11 protein-coding genes, 1 pseudogene and 1 riboswitch are annotated in these 13898 nt (G+C 61.6%); of the genes and pseudogenes, 11 read left to right on the top strand and 1 reads right to left on the bottom strand.

The features are described 5' to 3' along the window. The first annotated feature begins 37 nt into the window (after positions 1-37). Positions 38-292, top strand: a riboswitch (cobalamin riboswitch). Between the two features lie 92 nt (positions 293-384). From metE to GNP00_RS09205, 3 genes are all read left to right on the top strand, one after another. Beyond that, positions 385-2694 carry a 5-methyltetrahydropteroyltriglutamate--homocysteine S-methyltransferase gene (gene metE / locus GNP00_RS09215; protein ID WP_011582019.1) on the top strand — a complete coding sequence of 770 codons (2310 nt, stop codon included), beginning with the start codon at positions 385-387 and terminating at the stop codon, positions 2692-2694. Between the two features lie 86 nt (positions 2695-2780). Further along, positions 2781-3878 (top strand): ATP-dependent DNA ligase, encoded by a 1098-nt coding sequence (locus GNP00_RS09210; protein WP_011582018.1) that lies wholly within the window; start codon positions 2781-2783, stop codon positions 3876-3878. A gap of 222 nt (positions 3879-4100) precedes the next feature. Then, positions 4101-5525, top strand: coding sequence for an alanine/glycine:cation symporter family protein (locus tag GNP00_RS09205; RefSeq protein WP_011582017.1), 1425 nt, complete (start codon positions 4101-4103; stop codon positions 5523-5525). 162 nt (positions 5526-5687) lie between these two features. Here the strand turns inward: GNP00_RS09205 and GNP00_RS09200 are convergent, their stop codons facing one another. Next, positions 5688-6809, bottom strand: coding sequence for a 5-methyltetrahydropteroyltriglutamate--homocysteine S-methyltransferase (locus GNP00_RS09200; RefSeq protein ID WP_011582016.1), 1122 nt, complete (start codon positions 6807-6809; stop codon positions 5688-5690). A 232-nt stretch (positions 6810-7041) separates the two neighbouring features. On the opposite strand from GNP00_RS09200, the gene GNP00_RS09195 reads away from it, so the two are divergent. From GNP00_RS09195 to GNP00_RS09165, 8 genes and pseudogenes are all read left to right on the top strand, one after another. Beyond that, on the top strand, positions 7042-7788 hold the full coding sequence (locus GNP00_RS09195) for a TIGR04290 family methyltransferase (RefSeq protein ID WP_011582015.1): 747 nt from the start codon (positions 7042-7044) through the stop codon (positions 7786-7788). An 86-nt stretch (positions 7789-7874) separates the two neighbouring features. Then, entirely contained in the window at positions 7875-8810 is a 936-nt protein-coding gene (locus tag GNP00_RS09190) for a GNAT family N-acetyltransferase (RefSeq protein ID WP_011582014.1), read from the top strand. Then, complete coding sequence (locus GNP00_RS09185; protein ID WP_011582013.1) at positions 8807-9619, top strand: hypothetical protein; 813 nt, start codon at positions 8807-8809, stop codon at positions 9617-9619. Before GNP00_RS09190 ends, GNP00_RS09185 begins: the two co-directional genes overlap by 4 nt. Beyond that, positions 9619-10017: pseudogene (locus GNP00_RS23575) on the top strand (GNAT family N-acetyltransferase); the annotation flags it as partial. The gene GNP00_RS09185 and the pseudogene GNP00_RS23575, both read left to right, overlap by 1 nt. A gap of 216 nt (positions 10018-10233) precedes the next feature. Further along, on the top strand, positions 10234-11334 hold the full coding sequence (locus GNP00_RS23340) for an inositol-3-phosphate synthase (protein WP_041545538.1): 1101 nt from the start codon (positions 10234-10236) through the stop codon (positions 11332-11334). Positions 11335-11339: 5 nt separating this feature from the next. Next, a complete protein-coding gene (locus GNP00_RS09175; RefSeq protein WP_049764795.1) occupies positions 11340-11951 on the top strand; it encodes a histidine phosphatase family protein in 612 nt (203 codons plus the stop codon). Beyond that, positions 11948-13036: a CgeB family protein gene (locus GNP00_RS09170; protein WP_011582010.1), complete on the top strand. Its 1089-nt coding sequence runs from the start codon at positions 11948-11950 to the stop codon at positions 13034-13036. Before GNP00_RS09175 ends, GNP00_RS09170 begins: the two co-directional genes overlap by 4 nt. Before the next feature lie 21 nt (positions 13037-13057). Then, a complete protein-coding gene (locus GNP00_RS09165) occupies positions 13058-13897 on the top strand; it encodes a nucleotidyltransferase family protein (RefSeq protein ID WP_011582009.1) in 840 nt (279 codons plus the stop codon). Position 13898: the final 1 nt, after the last annotated feature.

Below are 13898 nucleotides of genomic sequence, written 5' to 3'. Positions count from 1 at the left end.
TTCTTTATATCATTCTTGACTCTCAACCTCGTTTGAGCAAATCTGCACACGTCGTGGTCCCCGGCGTCTTTCAGCGCCGGGGCTAAGAGGGAATTCGGTGCGCCCGTCAGCGCTATTGCGCTTTCCGAAAGCTGGTTTTGGTTTTCGGGGTTGATGTATCGGGTAATGCCGAAGCTGCCCCCGCAACTGTGAGCGGCGAGCTCTTCTCCAACATGCCACTGGAGACACCCGGGAAGGCGGAGAGAGGCTGTGACCCGCGAGCCAGGAGACCTGCCATGACGAGAACGTCCACGGGCGGGGTGTCCCGGTGGCCGCAGCGAGGCGGCGCGTGCCGCTTTCGCGGGCGTCCGCGTGCCCATGCCCCCTAATGAAAGGGGTGAAACCATGTCACAAATACCCGTTGCCACGCTCGGCGTGCCACGTATAGGCCGCCGCCGTGAACTCAAATTCGCGCTGGAAGCATATTGGGGGGGCGAAAGCTCGGAGGGCGAGCTTCTTGCCGCTGCCGCGAAGATCCGCGCTGAAAACTGGTCTCTGCAGAAGGCGGCAGGCGCCAGCATCATCCCGTCCAACGATTTCACGCTTTACGACCACGTGCTGGATATGGCCGTGACGCTGGGCGCCATTCCTGAAATCTACGGCTGGGCCGGCGGCGCTGTGCCGCTCGACACCTATTTCGCCATGGCGCGCGGCAGCCAGGAAAGAGAGGCTTGCGGCCATTCGCATCATGACGGCACCGGTGTGCCGGCGCTGGAGATGACGAAGTGGTTCGATACGAACTATCACTATATGGTGCCGGAATTCGATGCCGATCAGACGTTCCGGCTCGCCTCGCTGAAGCCGGTCGAGGAGTTCGACGAGGCAAAGCGGCAGGGAATCCACACGCGGCCGGTGCTGCTGGGGCCGGTCTCTTTTCTCAAGCTCGGCAAGCGCAGGGACGGTGGCGACCCGCTGGAGCTCCTGCCGCGGCTGGTGCCGGTCTACGCGGAATTGCTGGGCAAGCTGCTGCGGGCGGGCGCGGACTGGGTTCAGATCGATGAACCCTGCCTCGTGCTCGACCTTACGGAAAGGGAGCGGCGAGCTTTCACCATCGCCTATGACGCGCTGGCGGCGACCGGAGGTCCCAAGCTGATGCTCGCCACCTATTTCGGCGGGCTGGGCGACAATCTGCCAACGGCAGCCGCCCTGCCGGTCGCCGGGCTGCACCTCGACCTCGTGCGCGCGCCGGATCAGCTTCAAGATGTGCTTTCGGCGGCGCCGGAGGAGCGCGTGATCTCGTTGGGTGTCGTGGATGGCCGCAACATCTGGCGCACGGACATTGCTGCACTTCTCGACAGGCTGGGTCCGATCGTGAAGGGCAATCCCGGTCGATTCCAGTTAGCGCCGTCCTGTTCCCTCCTTCATGTGCCCCTGGATCTCTCGATCGAAACCGGGGTCGATCCGGAGCTCAGGAGCTGGCTTGCCTTCGCCGTGCAGAAGGTGGAAGAACTCTCCATTCTCTCCCACGCGCTGTCGGCCGACCGCTCGCTGGTTCAGTCCCTCATCGACATGGCTTCACGGGCGCTTGCCGTGCGGGCTTCTTCGACCCGCGTGAATGATCCGCATGTCGCTGGCCGGCTCTCCGCCGTCACGCCCGAGATGGCGAAGCGTTCCGAGCCGTTTTCCGAGCGGCGCAAGCTGCAGCAGGAGCGGCTGAACCTGCCGGCATTCCCGACCACGACCATCGGCTCCTTCCCGCAGACGGCGGAGGTGCGCCAGGCGCGCGCCGCCTGTGCGAAGGGGGAGCTCAGCGAAGCCGGTTATGATGGCTTCCTCAAGGGGGAGACGGAGAAGGCGATCCGGTGGCAAGAGGAGATCGGCATCGATGTGCTCGTGCATGGCGAGTTCGAGCGCAACGATATGGTGCAGTATTTCAGCGAGCAGCTTTCGGGCTATGCCTTCACCAAGCAGGGCTGGGTCCAGAGCTATGGTTCGCGCTGCGTCCGCCCGCCCATCATCTTCGGTGACGTTTCCCGGCCGCAGCCGATGACGGTCGATTGGGCCACCTATGCCCAGTCGCTCACCGACAAGCCGGTGAAGGGTATGCTCACGGGACCCGTCACGATGCTGCAATGGTCGTTCGTGCGTGACGACCTGCCGCGCGAGACGGTGTGCCGCCAGATCGCATTTGCGTTGCGAGACGAAGTGAGCGACCTCGAAGCAGCGGGGATCGGGGTTATCCAGATCGACGAGCCGGCGCTGCGTGAAGGCCTGCCGCTGCGGGAAGCCGAGCGGCCGGCCTATCTCGACTGGGCAGTGGAGTGCTTCCGTCTGGCCTCCTCCGGCGTGAAGCCCGAGACCCAGATACACACCCACATGTGCTACGCGGAGTTCAACGACATCATCGATGCGATCGCGGCGATGGATGCGGATGTGATTTCCATCGAAACCTCGCGATCCAAGATGGAGCTTCTGCGAGCGTTTCGCGCGTTCCGCTATCCCAACGATATCGGACCCGGCGTCTTCGACATCCATTCGCCGCGGGTGCCGCCCGCCGACGAGATGGCCGACCTCCTGCGGAAGGCGGAGGACGGGCTGGATCCGCGCCAGATCTGGGTCAATCCCGATTGCGGGCTGAAGACCCGCAAATGGGAGGAAGTCCGCTTCGCGCTTGCCAATATGGTGGAGGCAGCGCGGCAGATGCGGGCGGGCTGATGAAAATCGGCGTTCCCGCACCAACTCCCTTCCGGCGCGGGAACGCCGCCACAACGCCGGCGTTTCTGCCCCGAAAGGGTGCAGCCATGGCCGGACGGCACGGACGCAATTCACCGGAGACAATAAACGCCGCGGCGGCGCTCGAAATGCCGATACCGCCTATGGAGGCGAAGACGGTGGAGACCCTGCCCGAGGAGCCGGGCTGGGACTTTGAGCCGAAATGGGATGGCTTCCGCTGCCTTGCCCATCGCGATGGCGATAAGATCGAGCTTTACGCCAAATCCGGCAAGCCGCTCGGCCGTTACTTTCCCGAGGTCGTGGAAATTGTGCGCGCCCTGCCTGGCCGAAAATTCATTCTGGATGGCGAACTGGTCATCGCCCAGGGCGAGGCGCTTTCCTTCGATGCCCTGCAACTGCGGTTGCACCCGGCGGAAAGCCGGATACGCAAGCTCGCGCGCGAGACACCGGCGATGCTGATCCTCTTCGACATGCTGATGAAGCCTGACGGCGAAAGCCTCATGACGGCGCCCCTGACGGCGCGGCGCAGCGCATTGGAAAGCTTTCTGGCGCAGGCGGTGGTTTCCGGTATTCGGCTTTCGCCCCATACGCGCGACCGAAGAGAAGCCGAAGCCTGGCTGGAGGGCGCGGGCGGAGCGCTCGATGGAGTCATCGCGAAGAAGTTCGACGGTGCATATGAAAGTGGCGAGCGCGCCATGCTGAAGGTCAAGCGCATCCGCTCTGCCGATTGCGTCGTGGGCGGCTTCCGCTACGGGAAAGACAGCACTCTCGTCGGCTCGCTCCTGCTCGGGCTCTTCAACGGTGAGGGGAAGCTCGACCATGTCGGTTTCACCTCCATGATCAGCAATGAGGAGCGGCCGGCTTTGACGCGCCGGCTGGAAAAGCTCAAGGGACCGCCTGGCTTTACCGGGAAGGCGCCGGGCGGGCCTAGCCGCTGGTCGACCGAGCGCAGCAGTGAATGGGAGCCGCTCCGGCACGAGCTCGTGGTGGAAGTCGCCTACGACCAGGTGACGGGAGATCGCTTCCGCCACGGCACCAGGCTTTTGCGCTGGCGCCCGGACAAAGCCCCGCATCAATGCACATTCGAACAGCTTGAGCATGAGGCCCGCCCAGGCAAGTTGATCGAGGAGGTGATCCGCAGGCGCCGGGACGCGCGCCGTGAATGACCTCTGCCGCAATGAAACAAGGCAGTACGGGTCATAAGATCAGAACCTCCCCCGCACGGTCGGCCTAAGGACAATCCGGCACCAGAGGAAGCGCAATCGTATAGGAGGGTTCTTATGCGGCTATCGCAATAACCTGATTATACAGTATACCGTTACTGCACGGGTGCGGTTTGGCACCCATACGTGCCTAATATACGAGTTTTTTATAAGGGAGATACGCACTTGGAATTCGTTATCAAGTTCTTCGAGCTGATCGAAGAGTTGACCTGGGGCTGGGCGCTTGTTCCCATTCTGGTGGTGTTTGGCCTGTTCATTACGGGTGCAAGCGGCTTCGTCCAATTCCAGTTTTTCGGTCGGATGTTCCGGGTCCTGTCCTCGAAGAACCAAAGCGCAGATCCAAATGCCATCAGTGCACGCGCCGCATTGCTGATGTCGGTCGGCGGGCGTGTCGGCGGCGGCAATATAGCGGGGGTAGCGGTTGCCATAACGCTGGGCGGACCTGGCGCCGTATTTTGGATGTGGGCAATTGCTTTGGTAGGAATGGGCACCAGCCTTGTCGAATCTTCGCTAGCGCAGCTTTTCAAGCGTTCCGTGGGGGATGGAACATATCGTGGCGGACCCGCCGGATACATCATGTACGGGCTCGGGAAGGAGTATCGCTGGCTGGCCATACTTTACGCAGTCTGCCTGATCGCTGCCTTCGGCTTTGGCTTCAACGCGTTTCAGGGCAACACATTCGCTGGCGCTGTGGAGGACAGCCTCGGGATCGAGCGGTTCTGGACGGCGCTGCTGCTCGCGGCGATTACAGGTTTCATCGTTTATGGCGGCATCCGGCGTATCGCAAAAGCCGCTGATTTGGTCGTTCCAATCATGGCGCTCGGCTATATCGCCATGGCGCTTGTGATCATCGCGCTCAACATCACCGAATTGCCTCATGTTTTGTGGACGATCGTCACCAACGCCTTCGGGGCGGAGCAGGCCGTGAGCGGCGGCATGGGGGCGGCGGTGGCGCAAGGGCTAAGGCGCGGCCTTTTTTCAAACGAGGCGGGTCTTGGCTCAGCGCCTAACGTGGCGGCGACCGCGGATGTGCGCCATCCGATCAGTCAGGGGATCACGCAGTCGTTTTCGGTCTTCATCGATACGATTGTCGTATGCTCGTGCACTGCCTTCATCGTTCTGCTTAGCGATGTCTATGTGCCGGGGGCCGCGAATATCGACGGCATCGTGCTGACGCAGCAGTCGCTTGTATCCGAGGTGGGAGAATGGTCCAAATATTTCCTGACCTTCTCGATCCTGCTCTTCTCCTTCAGTTCCATCATGTACAACTACTATCTCGGCGAGAGCGCTATGGGGGTTATGACAACTCATCCCATGGTGATACATGCCCTCAGGATCGCGGTTATGGGAGTCGTTTTCCTGGGCGCGACTGCACCCGGTGCAACGACGGTCTTCTTCTTCTCCGATCCGCTGATGGGCGTTCTGGCACTAGTAAACCTTCTGGCGATCATGATGCTTTTCCCTGTTGCACTGCGCATCTTGCGAGATTTTCGCGAGCAGCTGAAAGCTGGTGTGGATCGCCCGGTGCTGATGCCGGAGAAGTTCAAGGACCTTGACCTTGATCCCACCGCATGGCGGTACGGCCGCTGAGCGCTGAGACCGCGGCAAACCTGCCGTAAGGCGGGCGTCGGTTTGCAGTAGCCGGTACGTTTAATTTGCAGAAAGGCCGGGTAGCGAGCTGCCCGGCCTTCTTTCAGGTGAGGTAAATGCAGAAAGGCATAAGCGCCGTGCTGCGCCCCGTGGGTTCGTTTCTTAAACTTCTCCCCAGATCGCCTCGGCAGTCTTGATTACCAGCTCAAGTTTGCGCTTCTGGTCATCCTCGGTGATCTTGTTGCCTTCCTCGGTTGAGGCGAAGCCGCACTGCGGCGCAATGCCAAGCTGATCCAGATCGGCATATTTGCTTGCCGCGTCGAATTTGCGCTTCAGATCGTCCAGAGGTTCCAGATCCGGCACCTTCGTGCTGATGAAGCCCGGCAGCACGCGCTTCTTGCCCTTGGGCAGAAGACGCAAGGGCTCCAACCCGCCGGCGCGCGCGGTATCGTATTCCATGAAATAGATATCGACGCCGGTCTTGTTGAAGATTGCGTCAGCCGCAGGGTCATAGGCGTCTTCGGCCACCCAAGTGGATTGGAAGTTGCCCCGGCACATATGCATGCCGATCAGCATGTCTGCCGGCCGATCCTTGATCGCGTCGTGCATCATCTGCGCATATCGATCGATCAGCCAGTCGGGATCGAGACCTTCCGTTCTCTTCTCCTCGCGGATCTTCGGATCGCAGAGATAGGCGAAATAGATGTCGTCCATCTGCAGGTAACGGCAGCCCGCCTCATAGAATTTCTGTACCGCCTTGGCGTAGGTGCGGGTCAGATCGGCGAAGAGCACTTCCAGGTCCCGGTATTCCCGCGGCTGAATATCTGCTTTCGCCACTCGGAAGTGGCAGCAGCTCGGACCGGGGATGGATATCTTCGGAGTGACCTTGGTCACCGAGGCAAGATATTTGAAATGATCGAGCATCGGGTGGTCGTCGGGAAAATCAACCCGGCCGGTGATGGTCGGGAAGATCGGGCGAAGATTGGCCCCATGGAATTGCAGGCCTTGATTTTCTTCGCGCTCCACCATCGCGAAGCCGTCGAGCGCGCCTATGAAGTCGTAGTGCCAGAAGGTGCGTCGCAACTCTCCATCCGTCACTGCCTGGAAACCGAAATTCTGCTGCATCTTCACGATGTCCGTGACGGCGGCGTCTTCCACATTTTTGAGCTCTTCCGCCGAAATGGAGTTGGCCTCGTAAAACTTCCGGCGCGCTTCCTTCACAGCCACCGGGCGCAGGAGGGACCCAACATGTTCGGCGCGATAGGGAGGGGGCTTTGTCGTCATCATATCCTCTATTCGGCTGATGGGCGGGTTTCAGGCGCCCGCGGTGTGTCTTCCTTTTTAAACTTATGGCCTGAAGCTGCAATCGTCCTTGGGAGACTGGTTGGGCCATTGGCAGCCAGGCCCTGTGGCGGCGGAACAATCCATACTCTCGAAAGTTTCCGCCAGAGCAGCAAAGACTTAGCTTCCTGCGGACGAGGGGACAGTCTGCCCAGGTTGAGGAAATCAGCACACGATGAACACAGCATTTCAAGATGATATTGCGCGCCGCATTGCAGAACTCGGTCCCTGGTTCCAGAATATGACGATCGGCGGTATCGAAACCGCGCCGGACCATTTCCTCGGAGACTATCCCAACATCAAATGGCGCAACTTCGCGCACATCATACCTGATGATCTGCAAGGCCGGTCGGTGTTGGACATCGGCTGCAATGCAGGGTTCTATGCAATCGAAATGAAGCGGCGAAATGCCGGCCGCGTTTTGGGCATCGACAGCGATCCCCATTACCTCCGTCAGGCGGAATTCGCCGCGGAGCAGCTCGGCGCGGATGTCGAGTTCCGCCAGATGTCCGTCTATGAGCTCGGCCGTTTGAAAGAGAAGTTCGACCTCGTCATCTTCATGGGCGTTCTTTACCACCTGCGGCATCCGCTGCTCGCGCTCGATCTCATCTACGAGCATGTCGCAAAGGACCAGATGCTCTTCCAGTGCCTGCAAAGGGGCTCCGAAGACGTCCCGGAGCTGGAGGAGGATTATCCCTTTTCGGAGTGGGACGTGTTCGACCGGCCGGATTTCCCAAAGCTTCATTTTGTGGAGCACCGCTATACGGGCGACCCGACCAACTGGTTCTTTCCGAACCGGGCGGCGGTGGAGGCGCTTCTGCGCAACAGCGGCTTCGAAATCGTCGAGCATCCGGAGCGCGAGGTCTATCTGTGCCGCAGGGGCGAGCGGGGCTTTGCGGTCGACCCGCCGCCGGTCGGCTGATTTCGGCTGATCTCCAGAACAATCCGCTTTCGTATCGGTTGGGCGGTGAGCCGGGCGGGGTTCCGGCAACCAACGGCAGTTCCGATATGCAGACAGAGATCTTGACCGAAGCCTGGTCCCTGACCGACGAATGGTGGCAGTTGTGGTGGCGCGATCCGGACGCGACGCCGTTTCAAAGTCCCGCGTGGCTGCTGCCCTGGCGCCGGCACTTCGACAGGGGCGAAAGCCTCGTCTTGACACTGCGCAGGGACGGCGAACTTGTCGGCCTCCTTCCCATGATGCGTCTTGACGGGCGGCTGATCCTCTGGGGCGCCGGAACCTCCGATTGGCTTGGTGGGCTGTTCGACCCGTCCTTGGAGCGGCAGGCGATTGCGTCCGCAGTCGCCAGGATCGAAGAACCACTTGATCTTTTCCAGTTGCCCGAAACCTCTCCGCTTCGGCGCTTGCCTGCGCCGGAAGGCTGGGAGGACAGGCAGGGACTTTCGGAAAGCTGCGCCGTGCTTTCATTGCCACCCCAGCTCAGTCCCAATATGCGCCAGAACCTTCGCTACTATGCGCGGCGCGCAGCACGCGAAGGCGTGCGCAGGCCGGAACGGGTCGGACCCGAGCATATGAGGAGCCTTGCCGATCTGCATACGCGCCGCTGGCAAAACCGGCAGGAACCAGGCGTGTTTGCTGATCCGCGCGTCCTCTCCTGGCTCGAGGAGGCGGCGATATCCTTGGATAAAGCCGGTCTGCTGCGGCTCTACGCGATGCGCATGGGCGGGCAGGTCGTAGCCGCGCTCTGCGTGCTGCAAGCGAAATCCAGGGCGTTTTATTATATCGGTGGCTTCGACCCGGAGCATGCAAAGCTCGGGCTTGGTACCGTGCTCGTCGGCCATGCCATCGGCGAGGCGGAGCGCGAGGAATCAAAGTCTTTCGACTTTCTGCGTGGGCAAGAAGATTACAAATATCGCTGGGGCGCCGAGAACCGGCCCACTTATTCCCGCAGCCTCGCTCCATCAATGAGGAGGGCGGCATGACGGAAAAGCTCGGCATTCGTTGGACGGTTGGCGCTGTCTCGCCGCGCGGTTTCGAGGCGTTGCGGCTTTCTCTCTGGGGCGCGCGTCTCGCTTTCGGCGAAGAAGTCCGTATGGCCGTGGTCGTCAATTCCCTCGCTGTCGAGGAGGCGAAAAGCCGGACTGGCGAGGCGCCGCAGCAGGTAGAATGGATGCCCGCCGGCCCGCCGCCGGAAGTGCTTTCCGGCTTTCTCGACGATGATATGGCGGAAGGCGTGGCCTGGAAGCTCGCGCCTCTCCGGGTTTTTCCGGAGATCTATGAACTTTCTCTCGACAATGACTGCATCCTCTGGAGCGTTCCGCCGGCTCTCTTCGCCTGGCTGGAGGAAGAGGACCCGCGCTGCCTCATCGCCGCGGATGCGAAGCTGGCGCTCGGCGCATTTTCCGAATTCACGCGGCCTGTGCCGCGCAATACGGGGATCAGGGGATTGCCGCCGCATCACGATCTTGCGGGCGCGCTGGGGCGGGTGCTGCGGGAGCACCCGGTGAAGCTGCGCTCGGAACTCGACGAGCAGGGCCTGCAGGCAGCCGCTTTCGACCTCGATCGGCCAGCGCATGTAATCTCAACGGACGACGTTTCGATCTGCTCCCCCTTCTGGCCGCATCGGCCGCATCTGGGCCGGCATGGAGCGCATTTCGTCGGCCTCAATGCGCGGCATTTGCCATGGGACTACTATGACCGGCCAGCGAGCGAATGGATCGCGGAAAACTGGGAACGGCACCGGCGTGAGCTTTATCGCCGCGTTGGCTTGAAAGTGCCGGAACAGGCCTGATGCTCCGGAACGAGGCGAACACCATAGAGGCCACCATCAAAGCTGCTATCCGCCCGTGTAGGGCCTCCGACCTGCCGTCCCTCGAATGGATGGGGCTGTTCGCGCCGCACCGGCACATCATCCAGCAGACTTTCGAGGCCCAGGAACGTGGGGAGGCTCTCATGCTGCTTGCGGTCGCCTCCGGTTTCCCGATCGCGCAGGTCTGGATTGATTTCACTCGCGATGAGGATGCCGGCTATTTCTGGGCGATACGCACTTTCCACCCCTTGCAGGGCACAGGTATCGGCTCTCGCATCATCCGAGCCGCCGAACGGGAAGCATGGAGCCGCGGCCGAAGACGCGCCGAACTCGAGACGGACGTGCATCTCATGCCTTTCTATGAGCGCCTGGGCTGGCGGGAGGCCGGGAAGGGCGATGAGGGGCGCCGCCTGATGACCAAGGACATAAGTCCTGCCGGGCCTTCCGCGACCGGCATTCTTAGCCGGGCAAGTAATCCTACTCTGGAACAAAATCGTCCTGTTTCTGTTTCCCTTCGGCCGGAGGGAGCACGATCCGCGACTGGGCCAGCATTAGGTTATCGATCGCTTCCTTCCCGAAAACACGGAGACGAGACTATGCATGGTGCTCAAGTGCGCGTGGGTATTGTCGGCGTCGGCAACTGCGCATCCTCCTTCGTGCAGGGGCTTACCTATTACCGGGGCATGCGCTCCAACAATCCCATTCCCGGCATCATGAATCCCGAAATCGGCGGCTATTACATTGATGACATCATCGTCAGCTCCGCTTTCGACGTGAATGCCTCGAAAGTGGGCAAGGACGTTTCCGATGCGATTTTTGCGCATCCCAACAACACGATCCGCTTTACCGATGTTGGGCCCACGGGCGTCACCGTCTCGCGCGGGCGGACGCTCGACGGCATCGGTAAATATCTGCGCGACGAGCTTCAGGAATCGGATGAGCCGGAAGCGGATGTCGCCGAGGTGTTGACGGAGAGCAAGACGGAGGTGCTCGTCTCCTATCTTCCCGTGGGTTCGGAACTAGCCGCGCGCTTTTATGCCGAGGAGGCATTGAAGGCCGGCTGTGCATTCGTGAACTGCATGCCGGTTTTCATTGCATCGCGGCCGGAGTGGCGGAAGAAGTTCGAGGATCGGGGGCTGCCCATCATCGGGGACGACATCAAGAGCCAGGTCGGGGCCACCATCGTGCATCGGGTGCTCACCAACCTGTTCCGCGAGCGCGGGATCAGGCTCGACCGAACCTATCAGCTCAATTTCGGCGGCAATACCGATTTCCAGAACATGCTCGAGCGCGAGCGGCTGGAATCGAAAAAGATCTCCAAGACCCAGGCGGTCACGAGCCAGCTAGGCGTTCCGATGGAGCCGGAGAACATCCATGTCGGACCCAGTGACCACGTGCCGTGGCTCAGCGACAGGAAGTGGGCCTATATCCGGATGGAGGGCACCACCTTCGGAGGCGTGCCCATTAATTGCGAGCTGAAGCTTGAGGTCTGGGATTCGCCCAACAGCGCCGGGGTGGTCATCGATGCCGTGCGATGCGCCAAGCTGGCTATGGACCGCGGGGAAGCAGGCGCTCTGGTGGGCCCCTCCAGCTATTTCATGAAGTCACCGCCAGAGCAGTTCACCGATGCCGAAGCCAGGCTCCGCACGCTGCAGTTCATTGGCGGCGACCAAATAGCGACTGGGTTCAAGCAGTGAGGACAGTGTTCCATCTTCTGCGCCATGCCTCTCACGGTCATGTCGGCGCGGTGCTGACAGGGCGTCTTCCCGCTGCGCCGTTGCTGCCCGCCGGCCGTCAACAGGCATTGGCCCTTGGCAAGCACTTCGTAGGCCAGAAGCTCGATGCGATCTACACCAGCCCGCGGCTGCGGGCGCAGCAGACGGCGGAAATCATCAGCCGCCAGACAGGTGTGGAGAGCGAGGTTGCCGCGGAGCTTGACGAGATCGATTTCGGGAACTGGTCCGGCCGGAGCTTCGAGGAGCTTGCCGCCGACCCGGAATGGCGGCGCTGGAACGAGGAACGCGGCGCGGCCGCAACGCCGGCCGGTGATACCATGGAAGCCGTGGGCGCGCGCATCACCGGCTTCATCGATCGCCTGCGGAACGATTTTCCCGGCCATGCCTTCGCGCTTGTCAGTCACAGCGATGTCATCAAGGCCGCGCTCTGCCGCACGTTTGGAGCTTCCTTTCAGAACGTACACGATTTCGAGATCGCGCCAGCTTCGATCACCACCGTTTCGTTCGACAAGCATGGGCCAAGGCTTGTCTCGTGCAATTCAAAGCCCGCGCGGTCCAGGCTGGGGGCGCTCGTATGAAGCTCGTCATTTTCGGCCTCAGCATCAGCTCGTCCTGGGGCAACGGCCATGCCACGCTATGGCGGGGCCTCGTAAGGGCTCTGGCGCGGCGCGGGTGGACGGTGATCTTCTTTGAGCGCGACCTGCCATATTATGCCGGCGCGCGCGATCTATACGACATCGAGGACGGCGAACTGGTCCTTTACAGCGACTGGGATGAGGCGTTGCCTGCGGCTCGCAGGCACCTTGCCGATGCGGATGTGGCGCTGGTCTCCTCCTACTGCCCTGACGGAATTGCCGCCTCCGATCTGGTGCTTTCTTCGCCACGGCCGCTCCACCTCTTCTACGATCTCGATACGCCGGTGACGCTGTCGGCTTTGGAGCGTGGAGAGGCCACCTCCTATATTGGGCCGCGCGGGTTGAGCGATTTCGATCTCGTGCTGAGCTATACGGGCGGCGAGGCTCTGGATGCCTTGAAGGCACGCCTCGGCGCGCGCATGGTGGCACCGCTCTATGGCCATGTGGATCCTTGTGTGCACCGGCCGACCATGCCAGCGGCGCGGTATTCAGCCGATCTTTCCTATATCGGCACTTATGCGGAGGACAGGCAGGCGGGCGTCGAGGCCTTCATGCTCGAGCCGGCGCGACAGCGACCCAATCTCCGCTTCGTGATCGCCGGCGCCCAATACCCGGAGAACTTCCCTTGGGTGGAAAACCTCTATTTCGTACGGCACCTGCCGCCAGAGGAACATCCCGCCTTCTACTCCTCCTCGCGCCTGACGCTGAACGTCACGCGCCGGGCCATGGCCAAGATGGGCTGGTGCCCCTCGGGACGACTGTTTGAGGCGGCCTCATGCGGCGTGCCCATCATCTCAGACTCGTGGGAGGGGCTTGACACTTTCTTCGAGCCCGGACGCGAAGTGCTCGTGGCGGTCGACACGGAAGACGTTACCGCTGCGCTTGATCTAGGCGATGCGGAACTGCGCCGGATCGCGCAGGCGGCGCGCGAGCGCGTGCTTTCCTGCCATACCTCGGAACATCGCGCCGCTGAGTTCGAAACTATCGCCAACGACCTCAAATCAGTCGCCGCCGGTGAGGCGGCATAGAGCTGGCAAGGAGATATTCCCATGTGGGGAATCATTCCGGCTGCAGGATGTGGAAGCCGCATTCAGCCACTCGCGTTCTCCAAGGAACTTCTGCCGGTAGGTAGCCGATTGACTGGCGGGTCGGAGCGCCCCTGCGCGGTAAGCGAATATCTTTGTGAACGCATGATCGCGGGCGGCGCGGACAAGCTCTGCTTCGTCATCGCGCCGGGCAAATCCGATATCCTCGAATACTACGGCGGCAGCTACGGAGACGCTTCCATAGCTTATGTGGTGCAGCCGGAGGCGAGCGGGCTTTGCGACGCCATCTTCCGCGTTGCGCCACTGGTCGCTCCCGGTGAACATGTGCTCGTCGGTCTGCCGGATACGATCTGGATGCCTGCGGACGGCTATCGGGCACTTCCCGACGGGCTGCTCTCCTTCCTGCTTTTTCCCGTCGGCAATCCCTCGGTCTTCGATGCGGTGGAAACCGACGAGGACGGAAATGTCCGCGAAATCCAGGTCAAACGGCAGGACGCATCGACGAACTGGATCTGGGGCGCGTTCAAGATGCCGGGCGCCATTTTCCACGAGCTCCTGGCCCTGTGGATCGAGCGTGGCCGCTCCGATGAATATATGGGCACGCTGGTCAACGCCTATCTCGCGAAGGGCGGGAGAGCTCAAGGCATCCGCGCCGGCGAGGCCTATGTGGATGTAGGCACGCTCGAAGGCTACCGCGCCGCCAACGACCTGTTGCGGCAGGCCGCTGTTGAGCAGGGGGCGCCCGGCACCCATGTCACCGCGGGTGCTCCGGCCGGGCGCCAGCTTCTCGCGCATCGCCGCGAACTCGTGATGTCCTTCAAGCAAGTGGAACGAGGGGTTTGAC

It is taken from the genome of Chelativorans multitrophicus (assembly GCF_011317445.1).
GTDB classification, from domain to species: domain Bacteria; phylum Pseudomonadota; class Alphaproteobacteria; order Rhizobiales; family Rhizobiaceae; genus Chelativorans; species Chelativorans multitrophicus.
Note: the sequence above shows the minus strand (reverse complement) of the source record. Positions and strands in the feature narration are given on the sequence as shown.

Coding starts and splice junctions, on each gene's coding strand:
- GNP00_RS09170 (WP_011582010.1), top strand. CDS start 11,948: ATGAAGCTCGTCATTTTCGGCCTCAGCATCAGCTCGTCCTGGGGCAAC.
- GNP00_RS09195 (WP_011582015.1), top strand. CDS start 7,042: ATGAACACAGCATTTCAAGATGATATTGCGCGCCGCATTGCAGAACTC.
- GNP00_RS23340 (WP_041545538.1), top strand. CDS start 10,234: ATGCATGGTGCTCAAGTGCGCGTGGGTATTGTCGGCGTCGGCAACTGC.
- GNP00_RS09200 (WP_011582016.1), bottom strand. CDS start 6,809: ATGACGACAAAGCCCCCTCCCTATCGCGCCGAACATGTTGGGTCCCTC.
- metE (WP_011582019.1), top strand. CDS start 385: ATGTCACAAATACCCGTTGCCACGCTCGGCGTGCCACGTATAGGCCGC.
- GNP00_RS09190 (WP_011582014.1), top strand. CDS start 7,875: ATGCAGACAGAGATCTTGACCGAAGCCTGGTCCCTGACCGACGAATGG.
- GNP00_RS09165 (WP_011582009.1), top strand. CDS start 13,058: ATGTGGGGAATCATTCCGGCTGCAGGATGTGGAAGCCGCATTCAGCCA.
- GNP00_RS09210 (WP_011582018.1), top strand. CDS start 2,781: ATGGCCGGACGGCACGGACGCAATTCACCGGAGACAATAAACGCCGCG.
- GNP00_RS09185 (WP_011582013.1), top strand. CDS start 8,807: ATGACGGAAAAGCTCGGCATTCGTTGGACGGTTGGCGCTGTCTCGCCG.